Origin of the sequence: Paenibacillus pectinilyticus (assembly GCF_001700435.1) — a bacterium.
GTDB lineage: Bacteria > Bacillota > Bacilli > Paenibacillales > NBRC-103111 > Paenibacillus_E > Paenibacillus_E pectinilyticus.
In genome coordinates this window covers 228,171-244,925 of record NZ_LYPC01000012.1, presented here as the reverse complement: position 1 = coordinate 244,925, position 16,755 = coordinate 228,171, and the positions used below count along the sequence as shown (strand labels likewise).

General features: G+C 40.9%; 14 protein-coding genes and 1 pseudogene. 6 read left to right on the top strand and 9 right to left on the bottom strand.

Features of this window, described 5'->3' with window-relative positions; genetic code table 11:
- Positions 1-135: 135 nt before the first annotated feature.
- Together A8709_RS07075 and A8709_RS07070 are read left to right on the top strand one after the other, a co-directional pair.
- On the top strand, positions 136-471 hold the full coding sequence (locus A8709_RS07075; protein WP_065851481.1) for a helix-turn-helix domain-containing protein: 336 nt from the start codon (positions 136-138) through the stop codon (positions 469-471).
- 75 nt (positions 472-546) lie between these two features.
- A complete protein-coding gene (locus A8709_RS07070) occupies positions 547-1,812 on the top strand; it encodes a BaiN/RdsA family NAD(P)/FAD-dependent oxidoreductase (RefSeq protein ID WP_065851480.1) in 1,266 nt (421 codons plus the stop codon).
- A 238-nt stretch (positions 1,813-2,050) separates the two neighbouring features.
- On the opposite strand, the gene A8709_RS07065 is transcribed toward A8709_RS07070, so the two are convergent.
- Genes A8709_RS07065 through A8709_RS07050 form a run of 4 tightly spaced genes read right to left on the bottom strand, consistent with a single transcriptional unit; the run spans position 2,051 to position 8,408 of the window.
- Positions 2,051-2,467 (bottom strand): hypothetical protein, encoded by a 417-nt coding sequence (locus tag A8709_RS07065; protein WP_065851479.1) that lies wholly within the window; start codon positions 2,465-2,467, stop codon positions 2,051-2,053.
- Positions 2,464-4,812, bottom strand: coding sequence for a site-specific integrase (locus A8709_RS07060; protein ID WP_065851478.1), 2,349 nt, complete (start codon positions 4,810-4,812; stop codon positions 2,464-2,466). Before A8709_RS07060 ends, A8709_RS07065 begins: the two co-directional genes overlap by 4 nt.
- A gap of 3 nt (positions 4,813-4,815) precedes the next feature.
- Complete coding sequence (locus A8709_RS07055) at positions 4,816-6,906, bottom strand: site-specific integrase (RefSeq protein ID WP_065851477.1); 2,091 nt, start codon at positions 6,904-6,906, stop codon at positions 4,816-4,818.
- A gap of 14 nt (positions 6,907-6,920) precedes the next feature.
- Positions 6,921-8,408: a tyrosine-type recombinase/integrase gene (locus tag A8709_RS07050; RefSeq protein WP_065851476.1), complete on the bottom strand. Its 1,488-nt coding sequence runs from the start codon at positions 8,406-8,408 to the stop codon at positions 6,921-6,923.
- Positions 8,409-8,535: 127 nt separating this feature from the next.
- On the opposite strand from A8709_RS07050, the pseudogene A8709_RS07045 reads away from it, so the two are divergent.
- Positions 8,536-9,093 (top strand): annotated as a pseudogene (locus A8709_RS07045) (aminoacetone oxidase family FAD-binding enzyme); the annotation flags it as partial.
- A 384-nt stretch (positions 9,094-9,477) separates the two neighbouring features.
- Positions 9,478-9,636: a hypothetical protein gene (locus tag A8709_RS34450; protein ID WP_167357022.1), complete on the top strand. Its 159-nt coding sequence runs from the start codon at positions 9,478-9,480 to the stop codon at positions 9,634-9,636.
- A gap of 103 nt (positions 9,637-9,739) precedes the next feature.
- On the opposite strand, the gene A8709_RS07040 is transcribed toward A8709_RS34450, so the two are convergent.
- From A8709_RS07040 to A8709_RS07025, 4 genes are all read right to left on the bottom strand, one after another.
- Entirely contained in the window at positions 9,740-11,095 is a 1,356-nt protein-coding gene (locus tag A8709_RS07040; protein WP_065851475.1) for a dicarboxylate/amino acid:cation symporter, read from the bottom strand.
- A gap of 181 nt (positions 11,096-11,276) precedes the next feature.
- Positions 11,277-12,131, bottom strand: a complete 855-nt coding sequence (locus tag A8709_RS07035; protein ID WP_141692452.1) for a hypothetical protein — start codon at positions 12,129-12,131, stop codon at positions 11,277-11,279.
- 401 nt (positions 12,132-12,532) lie between these two features.
- Complete coding sequence (locus tag A8709_RS07030) at positions 12,533-12,949, bottom strand: hypothetical protein (protein WP_065851473.1); 417 nt, start codon at positions 12,947-12,949, stop codon at positions 12,533-12,535.
- Between the two features lie 78 nt (positions 12,950-13,027).
- The gene (locus A8709_RS07025) at positions 13,028-13,876 is read right to left on the bottom strand and encodes an inositol monophosphatase family protein (protein ID WP_065851472.1); all 849 of its coding nucleotides are present in this window, start codon (positions 13,874-13,876) and stop codon (positions 13,028-13,030) included.
- A gap of 167 nt (positions 13,877-14,043) precedes the next feature.
- Here A8709_RS07025 and A8709_RS07020 point away from each other — a divergent pair, with 167 nt between their 5' ends.
- Positions 14,044-15,009 (top strand): aldolase catalytic domain-containing protein, encoded by a 966-nt coding sequence (locus tag A8709_RS07020; RefSeq protein ID WP_065851471.1) that lies wholly within the window; start codon positions 14,044-14,046, stop codon positions 15,007-15,009.
- Positions 15,010-15,144: 135 nt separating this feature from the next.
- Here the strand turns inward: A8709_RS07020 and A8709_RS07015 are convergent, their stop codons facing one another.
- The gene (locus A8709_RS07015) at positions 15,145-15,468 is read right to left on the bottom strand and encodes a hypothetical protein (RefSeq protein WP_065851470.1); all 324 of its coding nucleotides are present in this window, start codon (positions 15,466-15,468) and stop codon (positions 15,145-15,147) included.
- A gap of 187 nt (positions 15,469-15,655) precedes the next feature.
- Here A8709_RS07015 and A8709_RS07010 point away from each other — a divergent pair, with 187 nt between their 5' ends.
- On the top strand, positions 15,656-16,750 hold the full coding sequence (locus tag A8709_RS07010; protein ID WP_065851469.1) for a GerAB/ArcD/ProY family transporter: 1,095 nt from the start codon (positions 15,656-15,658) through the stop codon (positions 16,748-16,750).
- The last annotated feature ends 5 nt before the right edge of the window (positions 16,751-16,755 follow it).

The window sequence follows — 16,755 nt, the reverse complement described above, 5'->3', positions numbered from 1 at the left end:
GATGTTATTCTCCTTGTAGGTTAGTGTAACCTTATTTTAGGTTATAAAACACCTATTTTCAAATGGTATTAAGTAGTATATTATACTTCATACTTTGAACTCACTTACCTACTCTTTAAGTAGAGAGGTGAGTTTATGTCGAAGTTCTTTGCTAGTGTTGGAAAACGAGTTAGATTCTACAGAAAAGCTGCGCAACTATCCCAAGAGGAACTGGGAGCGCTTATAAACATTGATCAATCCTATCTCGGTAAAATAGAACGAGGAGAAGTTAATATTACGCTTGAAACGATACAAAAAATTTCTGAAGTGTTGAATATTAACCCCTCTCAATTATTTGAGGAAGAAAAAGACAGAACAAACAAAGAAAAAAATGAACTCCTTAATAAAATAGATCTTCTTTTGGTTAACCTAAAAATTGATGAGTTGAAGACGCTTTACAGAATTATTAAGGATATTTTGTTATTTAAATAGCTATGTATTCTCTTCTTATTTGGGTTTAGTTCTAATTAATGATACAATTTGCAAAAATGAGTCAAGGAGTTTTGTATGGCATATGATGTAATTGTGGTCGGTGGAGGATCTGCCGGTTTAATGGCAAGTATAGCTGCCAGCTTAAGTGGAGCTAAAGTTCTTCTCCTGGATAAGGGAGATAAATTGGGGCGTAAACTTGGGATCTCTGGTGGGGGCAGATGTAACGTTACAAACAATAAAGAAACAGATGATTTAATCAAACATATCCCTGGCAATGGTCGCTTTCTACATAGTGCATTCAGTAACTTTAGTAACAAGGATATTATTGAGTTTTTTGAGAACCTCGGAATTCGACTTAAAGAAGAAGATAACGGCCGCATGTTCCCTGTAAGTGATAAAGCTAAAACGGTTGTGGACGCACTTGTTAATCAAGTTCGGAAACAAGGTGTAGATATAAGAATTAATAGTCCTGTCGAAACCATCATTTATAAAAATGACTCTGTCAACGGTGTACGTTTGAAGTCTGGGGAAACTATTCGAAGTAAGAATGTAATTGTAGCCTCCGGCGGTAAATCCGTCCCACATACGGGTTCTACTGGAGACGGTTATCTATGGGCCAAAGATGCAGGTCATTCAATTACTGATCTTTTCCCTACAGAAGTCCCATTAACTTCTAATGATTCTTTTATTAAAAGTCGCGAATTACAGGGGCTTTCACTTAGAGATGTAACATTGACGGTATGGAATAGTAAAGGTAAGCCATTAATTTCTCATGGTGGTGACATGCTTTTCACACACTTTGGTATTTCTGGACCCATTGCATTAAGATGTAGTCAATTCGTTGTCAAAGAATTATCAAAGAGTGGACTAAAAGAAACTATCCTTACTGTTGATTTCCAGCCAAATAAGGGCCTAAATGAGGTTTATGATGAAACCCTCGCTTTAACTAAGAACGAGCCTAAGAAGGCCGTTAAAAACGTTCTCAGAGGATATCTGAATGAAAGGGTTATCCCTTTGCTTCTCCAGAAGGCTGAACTTGATGAACAACTTACACACGATAATATTCCTAAACAAAATTGGATGGCATTAAGCAAATTAATTAAAGCTTTTCCAATCAAAATATCAGGTACTCTCTCCATAGAAGAAGCCTTTGTAACAGGAGGCGGCGTTAATCTAAAAGAGATCGATCCTAAAACAATGCAATCCAAGCTCATGAATGGATTATACTTTTGTGGAGAAGTCCTTGATATCCATGGTTATACTGGTGGATACAACATTACGGCTGCTTTTTCGTCAGGTTATACTGCAGGTAAGAATGCAGCATTGTCTTTATCAGAATAAAAAAGTGCCCCTATCTCTTTTTAAAGATAAGGGGCATTTTTTAAAAATCAGGCAACACTTTGCATCGTTGTTCGTATAAAGATGAATTTCCAGTCAGTAATGCAACTCGCTCTGTTTGTAACTTCTGAATCTCTTCACGCAGCCTCTCAACTGTAGCTTCCATCTCGGATATTCCTTTACTTAATTGGTTTAAGTATGCCTCTTGGTTAATTATAGCTACCTCCCCTGTCTCTTATCTTCATACCAGGTCTATAGATCCATGCTTCTCAATTAACAAGATTCTTAATTTTTCATTCTCTTCTCTTAATACATGAAGAGCCTTCCTGTACTCAGAGATTAAATCCCTTTGTTTGCGATTTCTCTCCATAAGGTCAGCTAAATCTTTATGATTAACTGAAGTTTCATCACTAGTACCTTGTTTGTCTAGAGATATCTTAATCTCTTCTACTTCTTTTTCTAATTTCAAATACCACTCGTCAAGGTAAGTCCAAACTTCGCCTTCCCATAGAGTACGGTCACTTTTCAAATTGATTTTAGGACGATTTGCTATGAGTAAAAATACGTCCTTTTTAACTATTTTTAATAATCTTCCCTTTTTGTACTCGTTAATAATATGCCTCTTAACTTGCCCTGCTTCATATTTCAATTCACTCATTGTAAAGCTTCTTTTCCTACCCATTCCAAATTTCCTACTTTCAAGTAATGAAGTGCTTCTTCAAAAGTTAATATTGGCTTGGTTTGCTTATGTTTTTTCCAGTAACTCTTAGCTTTGTCCCATAAACCTTTTTTCAATTTCGGGATCTCTCTTGGGGTAATTGAAAACTTCTTCTCCAATAACTTTGGAAAGGATTCATCAATTAGCTCTATAATGTCATGTGAGCGTATACTAACTAGTTCTTTCTGAATGGAGTCACGTTTTGACTTCGCCATTTCTTCCCCGCGCAACGCCAATAGCATAAACCTAAATATTTCGGCAATATGCTCGTTATATTTATCATCATCAGGCTTGTAGTAATTGCATTTGAAACAATGAAGTTCTGTATGACCACAGTTGAGCATTTCATGTGCTACACAGTTATGAGTGAATCTCGGGAATCCAGCAGAGACATTATTTATGGGCATAAATGAAGCATCGTTAGTGAAGCCAAACTCCGCTTCTTCGTCCTTGAACTTCTCAATTAGAGATGAAATAAATTGTTCCTTATTTTCAGTTTGTACAACTTTTGAAGCTTGTTCAAGAAGAGGGTCGAGTTCAAGATCTGTTGGTTCTTCTTGTTTATTTAAAACATTACTCCATACTCCTTCTTTATAAATCTCACTGTAATATTGCTGAATTTCAGGTGTGGATGTCGCTATATAAGGAATTAATGAATTGGGGCTACTATGCCCTAATTGATCTTGTATCTCATGTTTACTTTTTTTGTTCATTACCATGTAAATGGCATGCATTCGCCTAAAGTCATGAGAGGTGAAATACTCATTTAATGGGGTATCAGGCCAAAGTCTTTTTTGAATCTTAACTAAGAAGTTCCCTATTAGGTTACTTGTTAAAGTGGCTATATCGGTTGTGTTTGCGAATAACCTATAATCGGTTAAACCATCACCATAGTAGTTATTGTTTTTCGGAGAGTACACTTTCTCTTTTGGAGCAACCTTAGAGGATTGATTAATCCAGTTTTGAACATCGGCAGTAGCCCTAACAACTTGTGGCTTACCATTCTTCGTTTTATGTAGATGCAACCACTTGTCGCCATTATGGTCTGTAGTAATACAATCTTTAAACAATAAACAAACTGCTGTTACCCTCGAACCTGTTGCTAATTGAATAAGACAAACTCTTCTACAACGAAACTCTAATAAATCATTCTCGTTAATGTAAGGTGATTGCTCATCTAATAGGGTTTCAATTAAAGTATAAGCATTACCTAAATTAAGAATCTTCCCAAATTCCCTTGATTGCCTTCTCATTACGGAAGGGATTACTGTGTTTACAACCAAATTCAGATTATTATTTTCAATGTAATAGGTTAACCATTTTCTTAGTACATATCGAAAATTTTTTATTTTTTTCCTACTCCATTTTCGATTGATAATAATAATTACCTTCTCTATTCCCCCTGTAATTAATTCTGCAGGTGAATTTATTCCAAAACTATAAAATAATTTAACATAACTTCTCAACAGGTTAGATTCTGAAACCCAAGTAGCGAATGTTATCAGTTTGATTGAAGTTCTTATATTACTTGTTTGACTAACTTTTTGTGGTAAAGCTTTCATATCTAAATCTTTTACATGTGGTAATAAGTAGTCATAAATAAAATCATGAAAACTTTTAGCTAGTTCTGAATCATATTTGCTAAATAATATCTTCCATTGGTTATTTTCAAGTTCTATTTTAGGCTTTGGAACTCCCCTTGCAATTATCCTTTTTTTTACAGGAGATTCTTTTTCTTTTTCTAGAATTATACTTAATTTTATTAATCTACGACTCCAATGTTTATCAATAACTTTTTTAATGATTTCTAGAACGTCATCACCAACTTGTTTCCTACCTTCATTTCTAATAAATCCATACCCCGCTGCCCAAATACGAAACGCTAAAATCAAAATATCAATCTTAAATTGCTTTTTTTTAGATTCAATATTCGATTCTAGTTGGAATAATACCCCAAAATAAATATCAACCTTTTCTGCAATCCATATGAAATTGTTAACTTTCTCTAGGGGAAGTGTGAAAAATTTTATTTTTAGGGCATCTTCCCAAGGCCAAACGATTCGCTGATATAATAGTAAATAGTTAACGTAACGCTTTTCGAGCTTGTTTAGTGATTTATAAAAAGTAACATCAGTAAATCTGTTTAAATCAACTTTTGTAAGATGTTCGATTTTACCCCAAGCTCCAGAACAAATATCTTTCCATTCCAATTTCGTGAAGTGTCTATCCACTCCTACATCACAAGTAATACTATGATTATATTCAACTTTAACTGAATCACTCATTACTTAACTTCCCTCTAAGGTAAATTTGGTTATCACTTCTAGTACCATTTCATCTATTTTTTTCTCCGTAAGTCCTAGCTCAATTAATCTCTTTATAATTAAAGAAATTGTTCTCATTTGACCTGCCGCTATGGAGTTCTTAGACGTATAATTTGTGCTATGTTTAATCATTGTTCTCAAGTTAAGAATTTGTTTAACTAGAACAACTATCGCATCATTTATTTCCTCGCGGCGCATAAGAAAATTATTGCAACCCCAGCATTTATACCAATTATCACAAGATTCTTGACTCAAACAAAAACCCATCTCCATCCGTTTCCCATATTTAAGAAGGAATTCATCAAGTGCCATTTCTGTTGTGAGCGCATTCATCATATCTTCTATTTGTGGGTCCTCGGACGTTAGAAATTGCAACAACCTTACATAAAATTTACCACTCACTTCACCTTGTTCATACTTTGAAAGCACACGATGAAGTAACGCATTTCTTGAAACCCTGCTCTTTAAATACAGCCTTGTCATCTCTTCATTTCTATGACCTGCAGCTACACGAACAGCCTCGAGACTGCCTGTTTTCATTGCTATATGAGTTAATAAAAAAGTTCTGTATCTATGAGCACTTATTCTCTCAGAAAGTTCGTCCTCATTTAGTACCTCTAGTTTCATTTTATCGAAAAAACGTCGAACTGCAGAATTTGACAATATCCATGGTGGTCGATTGAACTGGAACAGGTGTATAAATTCTCTATTGTATTTTATATTCCATATTGGTTTTAATTGAAGTCGGTTAGCTCGTTTCTCTAATTCAGTAATGGCTTCATAACCTATCGGATCAAGAATGGGAAATTGCCCATACTTATTGCCTGCTTTATCTTCGTCTTGCGAATATAACCCAAAAGCTTCAGGCTGATTAGGCAACGGTCTTAATGCTTGTTTGCTTTCGAGATTGATTACATAACTAAATCTTGGAGGAGCACTAGCCACAATCAACCAAAACCACCTACATAATTCCTCATTTTCATTTTTAGGAAGATATCTATAAATACCCTCTACCATTTTCATTGCAATTTCATTCGAAGAGGGAGCAAAACCTTCACTATTTAAATATTCCTTTGACGCTTTCTTTGATAAACTAGCCCACTCCTCATCTGGAAAAATTAAATGAGTTGGGAAAAATGAAGGCAATTCTCCGACTCCCCATTCAAAAAACCTTCTTAAGAGACTTACTTTACTTAGTTGATACCGTGTACCATTTTCTTTTTTTACTCGTCCCTGCTTAAACTTAGTGGTTAATTTACTAAAATCTTTTATTGAAAATGATGTGCAATCCTTTTTATTCTCTTCATTTAGATACTCAAACAATTCGTTTAGAATATTAGTCATTTTATTTAGGTAATTTTCGCTGGCATCAGAAACTAACAAATAATTGTAATATTTTGATACAACACTTGCCCAAACTGGATTTAAATGTCCTAAAAGTTTATCCCTATTCGTTTTCTTTTTTTGAGCAAGACGAATAGTAGAATAACCTAATTTGATACGCAAGTCTTGTAGTACCTTTGGATTATATCGATTAGTATTCGGATACCCAACCGTTGTTGCGAATTTGCTATCATCATCATTAAAACAATGAAATGGCTTCATTATAAGAATAGTATGCATCCCGAGACATTTCCTAAAGCCAGTACGTCTAAAAGTTACATCCCGAGAAATCCACTGATCTTCAATGTCTGTTACGAGACCAAAATACTTTGACCAAGTATAGTGTATCTGCAAAGAAGTTGTATCTGATTGAAAGTACTTTAACATCATATTTTGATCGATTTCATTTTTATTCTCTATATAAGCGTACCATGGGATTATATAGCACATTTCAGTGAAAAACTCTTCCCTATACCCTTTTTTTTCATTTAGAGGAGCCTCCAACCATTGTTTTCCGTCCTTATAGTCATGATGCAATCTATTTACTATTACTTTAAGATAGTTTAAATTTTGCTTTAAGTATTGGCGCGGCTTAATGATCCCTCTTGTATTATGGAAAGCTTTCATATATATCTCCGAAAATTCATCCCATTCTAACCATTTGTAACTCATTTGTGCACTTTCCCTTATTGTTTTGTTGTTTTGAAGGTCTCTAATATATCTCGTACCGTTCCATCATTTGCTGAACTATTACTATTAGGAATCCAGTGTGAATAAGTTGTACGAGTCGTTTCTGTACTTCTATGTCCTAACCATCTACTAACATCATCTATTTGAATATTCAGTTTTTTCAACAGATATGTAGCATAGAAATGTCTAAATGTGTGGGGACTATTTTCAGAAAGGTCTATTCCACGATCTCGTTTAAGTTGCCTATTAATGTTTTCATATTTCTTCGCGATAGCTTTCCCGGTTATAGGTTGTCCTTGATTTCTTCTATTTCTAGATACAAATAAATATCCATGGTCCACTTCAATGTTTCTCATTAAAATTTGACGTTCTCTTAATGCTTCGTAAAGTAAATTCAAGAAACCCTCTTGAGAAAATAACCATGGTATCTCCCTATACTCGCCATCACGTTTATGACCTGATCTAAAATCCGGATTATCCCTATCCTTTATTTTACAAACCCAAAACCCTTTGTTATCTTTTTCGTAGAAGTCTATATCGCCTTCTATTCCTTGCTTTATTAGCCTTTTAGCTTTATGGTAATCCATCCTTAGTAAATTGTTTGGAATGGAAGTAGGAGCTATCCATATTCCTGCTGCTTCACTTGCCCGTGTGCCTAAGAAACGCAAAATATTAAAAAGAAGCTTATCCTGATAACTACTTGCAGTTTCTATAAATTGATCAGTTTGTTCCAGTGTAAATATCGAATCCACCTTCAAACTTTTCAAACCATAGTATTGAGTCTTAACTCCTACATCTCTAGTTATCGATAAGATATCGATCGTTGTAACTCGTTTATCCCCAACTATACTCGATATAAAACCTCTTAACTTTTTACTCCTATGTGGTAGTTCGTTAATTTGAAGTGATGCATAGTACGAAGACTTTCTCTTTAGGAATTGAATATACTGCACAGATGTACGCACAATCTTATTTATACTCGTACTTGAGTAACTACTAATCTCAGAACGTTGTAGCTTCCCAAATTCATCTCTGTGAATACTAGTGACTTTCCCCCCTGATCCCCCCCAGATATTTAAGGGAATAGTTTTTTGCATTACCCACTCTAAAGCATCCTCTATACCAACATCCGTTCTAATCAACTGTAGATAGTCTGTAAACCCTTCTAATACAACTAACAAATCTGACTCTATCAATTTAATCTCCCAAATCAATATGAAATCTAAGAATTTCTTTATATCATTTGCTTCATTCCTTACTGTATTAATTGCCTTACCACCGCTTTTCCTTGATATCAGAAATGAAGTAGCTTCATGAACCGTAGTATGATCTGGTCTTGAAATGGAAAGTATATTCTTATCTGGAAGAAAACTAGCATAATGTAACCCATCCAACTGTTTCTCTGTATATACCCTAGCAAAACTTTCTAACCTTAATTTATTGTCCATTATGTTTACCAATTTAAGAAGTTCTTGATACCCCAAGCTATCCCACCTTAACCGAAAATAAAATCTATAACTTCAATTCTCCTACTTAATTTAACTGTATTAATTATTAATCTTTTACCAGTATATTCATAGATTAAGTTGATTTCAATAGATTTGGGAGTGATTATTGTTCACCCACTTCGGCCTGTCCGGGCCGATCGCGCTGCGCTGCAGCCAGTTTGTCGTGAAGGAACTGAACAAATCCGAGCGTAAGGAAGTGCTCGTCACGATAGATATGTTCCCTGATCTGAGCACCGACGAGGTGTACAACGAGAGCATGGCGCTGGCGCGGAGCGATGCGAAGAAAGCGATCAAGAACGTGCTCAAGCCTCTACTCTCCGAGCGGCTGATTCCGCTGTTGCTAACGAAGTCCGAGCTGGACGAGCAGCTGACGTACGACAACATTCCGAAGCAGAAATGGTTGGAGCTCTGTAAGCTCATAAAAGCCTTCCCCGTCATCGTGAAGGGGACGCTGTCTTTAGAGGAAGCCTTCGTCACCGGCGGCGGCGTGCAGCTCAAAGAAGTGGATCCGAGCACGATGCAATCCAAGCTTGTTGGCGGGTTGTACTTCTGCGGAGAAATCCTCGACATCCACGGATACACGGGTGGGTATAACATTACCGCGGCGTTCTCGACGGGGTATATGGCGGGTACGCATGCAGCGATGGGCGAAGCGTACTAGTTAAGAGATCAGGCTGCAACGTCAACTGACACGGCATCGCGCCATGAATTCACTTAACGGCATAAACTACAGTTAATTTCACATATTTTCATGTTAATAGCGAATAACTGGGTTTCCTCCAGCTATTTTCACAGCTTTTGCTCGAATTGAGCCCAAAGCGCTGAAATAGCTGGAAGTTTTCCATTTATATGGAGAGTCGGGATAGAAACGACGGAATTAGCTGTATGTTTTCCAGTTATTCGACGAGCAGTAGCAGCTTCATCTTTAAAAATACAAGGCATCTACTTTTTGTTCCGTCTGTAGCTGTCCACTGTTTCAGCTCCCGCCCTACGGGGTATTATTGGGTAAAGGTAAACCACACACCAAACAAGGGAGCTGAAAACAATGGAACCGATGAAAAGCGTGGATATTGAGCAGAAGCGAATTGAGCAAAAATATGACAAGGGACTTGTCGCATCAACCTTTATCAAATATGCTGCTTACATCATTATCATTTTCGGACTGCTGTATTTCCTGGTCCGTTATGTATTCCCGCGGTTTTAGACAAAGAGGTCTGTCTGGTTGTAATGGACCAGCTTCCCCCAAAACAAAAAGACGAACGGACACCCCCTTGGTGTCGTTCGTCTTTTCTCATTCACGATCGCTATTAAGCAGTCGCCAATTCTAAATCTTCTTCCTCGTCACGATCGAACGCAGCGCGGTCGAATTCGCCTTCGGATTCAGCAACCAGCAATGCTGTAACTGTCGTTCCAGTTGCATTAACCGCTGTACGACCCATGTCGATCAATGCTTCAACGCCAAGTACAAGACCCATACCTTCAAGCGGTAAGCCAAGTGCTGTCAAAACAACCGTTGTTGAAATGGATGCTGGACCTGGTACACCAGCTACCCCGATGGAGGAAATGACAGCTACTAAGATCAACAACGCATACTCGGAAATGCTAAGCGGAAGATTGTAAACTTTTGCTACGAAAATCGCCACAACCGCCGGCCAAACGCCGCCGCAACCGTTAAAGTTCATCGTTGCCCCAAGTGGTGCCACGAAACTCGCGATACGCGGTGAAATGCGCAGACGCTTCGTAATAACTTCCAAATTCACAGGCAACGTCGCATAACTACTGCGCGTTGTGAAAGCAACGGCGATCGTTGGATACGCCTTTTTGAAGAATTTAATAGGATTTACTTTGGCAACTAGCAGCACAAGACCACCGAATACCACGACAAAGTGAATAATTAATGCCACGTAGGAAGTCAAAATAATTTTAGCTAATGGCTCTAACGTGTCCCAACCATATTTCGCTGCCATTGCCGCGATCAACGCATACACGCCATATGGAGTCAATCGAATGACATACTTAACTACTTGGTGCATAACAGCTGCAGCTGAAGTAATGAATGACTTCAATGGTGCTACGACTTCAGGCTTCTTGGAACCCACCTGTACAATCGCTACTGCTACGAAAATGGCGAAGATCAGAACCGGTACAACTTTCCCACTTGCCATATCGCTGATCGGATTGGAAGGGACTAGATCAAGAATTACTTGAGAGAATGTCGGAATTTCTTTGGCTTTAAAATCCTTCGGAACCGCTTGTGCGATACCATTACCTGGATCAATCGCAAGAGCAACAAGTAGACCGATCAACGCTGCGATACCTGTTGTAAGCAAGAACCAACCAATTGTTTTGAAGCCTAATTTACGCAGTTGAGCCATGCTGGATAATGACGAAATACTATTAATAACAAGAATAAGTACCAGAGGCATAACTAGCATTTTAATCAAATTAACATAAATCGTTCCGAGCGTCGAAATGCTTTTAAATTGCAGTCCCGCTTGGTTTAAAATAACACCAACCACAATACCAAGCCCTAAACCTATGAAGACACGATTACCGAAACTTACTTTCTTCTTGCCTAGAAAAGCAATGAATCCGATAACCACAATAGAAATGAGTAAACTTACCCAGTTCGTTTGAAACGCAGATACTAAATTGTTCTGCACAGTAACCATCTCCTTATTCCCACCGTTTTACTCGGTTTAATTGTGAATAATATATGACATGTCACATCTCTTGTCAATGAATAATTTTACCAATTTACAGAAAAAACCGAACGATCTCTCCTTTAGTAAGAACAGTACATTCGGTTTTAACTTGATTTATATGAAAAATCAATAGATTCGTCTATATCGTATGCTGATCATGATCGATAGCAACGAGATACCATTGTGAACTAGCATAAGCAAATATAATTCGTAAACTGGTCCAATCCATACCTTGATACTGTGGATTAAAACCAGGAAAATAGTATTCAACGGTAATGTAGGCGCTTGTCGGATACACATTGAACACATTATTGATCATGTTTCCTTTGCCAAGGATCGTGTTATAGCTAATTTGTGGCGCGCCAGCAAAGTTGGCGTTATAGACAAATTTGGCCCAGTAATTCGGAAAGGTGAGATCAATCGGATCACCTGAACCATCCAGCGTGCCCCAGTGTGTAAGACTCGTACTTGCCCAAAGCGCCGCAAGATTACTGGCTTGAACCTGTATGTCCGTCGCTGTGCGGATGTACGAATACGGTGAAAACTGCACGCCCAGCTGCGGATGCACAAGGCTCGCAAGCCTAGTCATGTCCTTGTCCTTGATCGCGGTTATTGCTTCTTGCGCTCGGGCTTCGATGACTTTCTGCGCATCCACCGGGGTCGCAAAGTTCGGTGCCGTTGCAACTGGGACCGGCTTCGGGCTTCCTGTTACCTGAGGCTTAGCTGTAGGTGCAGGTAAGGTTGGTTGTGATGTCGGATTCGCCGTCGGCGACGATCCAGTGGAAACGGGCTCAGGGGAGGGCGATGCAGTCACGCCTGGCGTTGGTTGCGTCGTTGAGCCCGTCGTAGGGCTCGTTACAGGGCTCGGTGTAGGCGTGTTGCTGCTTGTGCTCCGAACATCGGCCTGATGCGCACTACATCCAACTAGAACGCTAACCATGCTAATCACGATGACCCTACCAACCACCGTGGCGAACTTCCTCCTGCTCCCCATGCGAACCACTCCTTCTTCAAATAACTTCCTTATTACACCAAACGCATGCGGGTAGCGGAAGGTTACAACGAATTGATCCTGGTTCAAAATAAACTTACACGCCCCTCCTCTTCAGCAAAAAACTGTGAAAGCGAAGCAATTTCCGCTCAAATCATCGTTTTATCCGAAATAGATACGAAATGCATCTTTTCCGGCCGCCTGCCCCTGTTTTCGGCCGACTAGGGTGCAAAAGGATGGCACTTTCTGCAATTAGACAGCAGCCGCTGACCGAAACCCTTCGAATAGCTTGCATATTCGCATCTTTTCCCGTGAAACATAGCCCAATCGCATGACCGCTAGCCATGCTTATCCACAACAAAGAACCCAAGGATACGCCCCTTGGGTTCTTCCAGCCCGCTCGGTTAAATCCGAATACCGGCGCTAAAATGATTATAGTCATCGGCCGACGGATCGAACGCCGCTTCGTCATCGCTCGGCAGCGCATCGCGCTCTGCCACACCCGCAGACGCCGCATAGCTGTCGGACCAGTCCTCATTCACCGTGTGCGCGGGTATGCGGATCGAGCCCTCTAGATCATACGCCATGGCGTATGTCGCCTGCTCCGATGGCAGCTGCGGCTGATCCACATGACGCCCGCCATGCGACTGCGCAATCTCGAGCGCTGACGTGATTTCCTGCTCATCCAAGTGGATGTGCAGCGTCGCGCGCTCTGCCTCCAGCAGCTCCGGCTTGTAGCCGAGCTCCTCCAAGGTATCTAGCGCCAGCAGCGCATCCCGCCTTTGATCAAATTCAAAAAAGATAGGAACAAAGTCCTTCATCCCACAGCATCCTTTCTTCCTTCAAATGGAAAGTCTGCCTTTAGGTTTCGCCAATTGTTCCTATCCTATGCGAGAAGCTTATACCTTCTTCACTAATGCTTCCTGGACGAATTGAAGCAGCTCCCCGTGATGCTCAGGCACAGCCGCTACCAAATAAATAGCCTTCTCCGTTCCAGCTCCTCCATGTACATCTGAGCTTCCTCCGAGTAACGCTACCGGCCGGCCCTCGAAATCTGTGACCTTCACACCAGCCTCCTGTGCCAGCAACAGGCCCGCATACAGATCCTCCCCTTCGGAGTTAAACAGAACAACACCGTGCAAATCGCCTCTTGCCAGCATCGCCCACGTCAGCGATGGCGCCCACATGCGCAGCACTCTTTTGACCGAATGCTCCAGATGATACCTCACGGCTAATGCTTCCTGATTGTCCTTGCCCACGCCATGCCCTTGAATCCAAGAAATCGTGGACTTCGTTAGTGTCCCGTAAGGCTTCGCTACGAGCTTCCTATCCCCTTGCCAAGCACCCTCGTCTTGAACAGCCACATAGGTAAGTTCCATAGCCGAGTCATGCACAACACCCAGCACGATACGCCCTTGGTAGCTCAATGAAATCGAAACGCCGTATAAAGGAATGCCTAGCGCGAAATTATTCGTTCCGTCCAACGGATCTACATGCCAGACCCAATCGCTTGCTGCGCCACCCTCGCCCGCTTCTTCACTATAGATACGATGCGTAGGGAACATGCTCAGAATGTCATCTACAATGAGATGATCTGCCTGCACATCGACCTCTGTAACCAGATCACCCCGCTCATCTTTGTGCTGAAGGTTTAATTGACCACCGAAACGTTTCTTGGCAAGTGTACCTGCTTTTATAGCCGCTTTCGTGGCAACTTCTCTCGCTAATGTCCATTCGTTTCGATTCATTCACGTCATTCCCTTCGTGAGATCTGGTCTGTCTCTTCTAGATTACCATATCCTCCCTGAAAAGTTGATCTCAAACCCTACGCCATCATTGACAAGCCACCTGTTCATAAGTGATAATATAGCAAAATCAGAAGGCGACAAGTGCTGTCGAAAGGGGCAATACGAGTATGGGAAAGCATCACCAGCATAAGATTTTGGATTGTACGATTCGAGATGGCGGTTTAGTGAACGATTGGGATTTTAGCGTAGAATTTGTCCAAGACATGTACCGCGGATTAAGTGCTGCCGGCGTAGAATATATGGAAATTGGCTACAAAAACTCCGAGAAGCTGCTCAAAGGCGGTTCTTCAGGCCCTTGGAGATTCCTTAACGAATCTTTCTTACGTGACGTGATCACCAAGAAGACAGATACAAAGCTTTCCGCTCTAGTCGATATTGGACGTGTGGATGAGAATGACATTTTGCCTCGTGAAGACAGTTTACTTGACCTTATCCGTGTAGCTTGCTACATCAAAGATGTTGATAAAGGCCTTGAGCTTGTACAAAAATTCCATGACATGGGCTACGAAACATCCCTGAACATCATGGCGCTTTCCCACGTAATGGAGAATGAGCTGACAGAAGCTTTTGAAGAAATCAACAAAAGCCCTGTAGACGTGGTCTACGTTGTAGACTCCTATGGCAGCATGGACAACAAGGATATCGACTACCTGGTATCCAAATTCCAACGTTTGCTTCCTGAGAAAGAACTTGGCTTACATATGCACAACAACATGCAGCTAGCTTTCGCTAACACGATCGCAGGGGCTAACAAAGGCGTAACGTTCTTGGATTCCTCCGTGTACGGCATGGGCCGTGCCGCTGGTAACTGTACAACTGAATTATTGCTCAGCTACCTCAAAGGTGCTCGTTACGACGTTCGTCCTGTTCTTGGTCTGATTGAGAAACACATGATCTCGATGCGCGAGAAATGGGATTGGGGCTACCTCGTTCCTTACATGATCGTTGGTGCTCTTGATGAGCATCCGCGTACGGCAATGGCATTGCTTGATTCCGCAGAAAGAAATAACTTCGTAGACTTCTACGACCGTTTAACTTCTGTAGAGACATCCCCAGCTGCAAGCAAAAAGTAATACCTAAATAGAAACCTAATAACCCCTATTCGCCAGTTTAAGAAGGCTTCAACACCTTCTGATCTGCCCGATTAGGGGTTTTTTGCGTTCAATTTCACGAAGCTCGCTTGTCATTTTAGTCATAATGCGTCTTCACTACTTGATAATTTTTGCCGAAACGACATAATTCTCTGCGTAGGCCCGATCAATCAAGAAGATGAAATCCTCCTCTACTCGGCGATGAAGATTCCTTCTGCGGTATACCTCAATAAAGTCACTATCAATGATCTGGGAACATCCCTCATCCGCATAGATAAGACCTTCCTCTAAACGCAGCATTGCCTGCACCATAACTTCCCGCGGATTGAGCTTCCCATGAATCACTACGTAGACTTTAGCGCTCGCATCGTGATCTCGGAGGGATATCTCTACTTTCCGCTTAAGTTTGATGGGCACCTTCTTTTTCGTAGTTATACTCATTTGTTCTGCTCCTTCATTCGTCTATATTTGTATTTTATGTAGCAACAAGGGGAGGTGGACTAGGCTAATCGACCTTTTTGGACACTCCTCTCCCCTTAATGGGCTGCAAGGTAAGTCTGGGAAAGTAAGGATAATTTTGCTTCCTTTTGAAAATAGTAAGGACATTAGCACGTCAGGGGGGCTCTGTTTGATTCAAGTACTCTCGACATGGCAAACATTCTGCCTCATGTTCTTATTCCAGCTAGGTACGACCATTGTATTTGGCTTTGCTGGCGGTGCGAAACAAGACGCTTGGCTGGCCGCTTTACTCAGCGCGATAATCGGAATAGGCATTGTATGGATGTTTACTCGTTTATATGAACGCAACCCAGGAGAAACCTTAGTTTCCTTGCTCCAAATCACCTTCGGCCGCCATATTGGTCATCTGTTCACCACTTTTTATACATGCACTTTCATTTACGAAGCCGGGAGGATTCTTAGGGATTTAGGCGAGCTCATGGGAACTTTTCTGCTTCCTACCACCCCAGCTCCGCTCTTAATGCTGCTTGTTGTTCTCTTAGTGGCTTATGCCTGTTATGCGGGGATCGAACGCATCGCTCGGTTAGCTGAGCTAAGCATTATTATTGTTTTCCTATTTACCTGCATCCAGCTCATCTTGCTTGCCTTCTCAGATGTTATCAACTTCGCATGGCTGCTTCCGGTTGCCTCGGATTGGAAAAGCATTGGCGTGACTGTACTCCCGCTTGGTTTCACGACCACCTTCGGCGAAGTCATTGTCTTCGCGGTATTCTGGAAATTGACAGTGAAGCCCAAAAAGTTCCGTAAGGCCGCACTGTACTCCTCCCTATTGGTCGGCGTGGTATTTGTCATACTCGATCTCATTGCCGTCAGTACACTAGGTCCTGATTTATTTTCCCGCTCCTACTACCCGCTTCTGACGAGCTTTCAACTGATTCGAATTGCCGATTTCATCGATAATCTGGATCCCTTCGTGGTCACGACGTTCATTACAGGCGGTTTGTTCAAAATTATTCTGTATGCCTATGCAGCTTGCACAACGATCACCACGCAGTGGAGAACGGATAACCATCGCGTCGTTATTATTCCCGTCTCCTTGTTGATATGGTTTATCTCCATTTATACAGCCAAAAATATAGCGAGCCATATCTTTGTTGGTTTGAGAATTGTACCTTGGATTGTTGAGCTTCCGTTATTCGTCGTAATCCCCATGATTGTTTTACTGCTGAATGGGATCTTCAAAAAGCGAAGCGTACAGCATTAAGGAGG

Bases quoted from the DNA above. Each gene is read 5' to 3' on its own strand.
- A8709_RS34450 (WP_167357022.1), top strand. From the start codon at position 9,478: ATGGAACCGATGAAAAGCGTGGATATTGAGCAGAAGCGAATTGAGCAA.
- A8709_RS07070 (WP_065851480.1), top strand. From the start codon at position 547: ATGGCATATGATGTAATTGTGGTCGGTGGAGGATCTGCCGGTTTAATG.
- A8709_RS07020 (WP_065851471.1), top strand. From the start codon at position 14,044: ATGGGAAAGCATCACCAGCATAAGATTTTGGATTGTACGATTCGAGAT.
- A8709_RS07035 (WP_141692452.1), bottom strand. From the start codon at position 12,131: ATGGGGAGCAGGAGGAAGTTCGCCACGGTGGTTGGTAGGGTCATCGTG.
- A8709_RS07075 (WP_065851481.1), top strand. From the start codon at position 136: ATGTCGAAGTTCTTTGCTAGTGTTGGAAAACGAGTTAGATTCTACAGA.
- A8709_RS07025 (WP_065851472.1), bottom strand. From the start codon at position 13,876: ATGAATCGAAACGAATGGACATTAGCGAGAGAAGTTGCCACGAAAGCG.
- A8709_RS07065 (WP_065851479.1), bottom strand. From the start codon at position 2,467: ATGAGTGAATTGAAATATGAAGCAGGGCAAGTTAAGAGGCATATTATT.
- A8709_RS07030 (WP_065851473.1), bottom strand. From the start codon at position 12,949: ATGAAGGACTTTGTTCCTATCTTTTTTGAATTTGATCAAAGGCGGGAT.
- A8709_RS07015 (WP_065851470.1), bottom strand. From the start codon at position 15,468: ATGAGTATAACTACGAAAAAGAAGGTGCCCATCAAACTTAAGCGGAAA.
- A8709_RS07060 (WP_065851478.1), bottom strand. From the start codon at position 4,812: ATGAGTGATTCAGTTAAAGTTGAATATAATCATAGTATTACTTGTGAT.
- A8709_RS07055 (WP_065851477.1), bottom strand. From the start codon at position 6,906: ATGAGTTACAAATGGTTAGAATGGGATGAATTTTCGGAGATATATATG.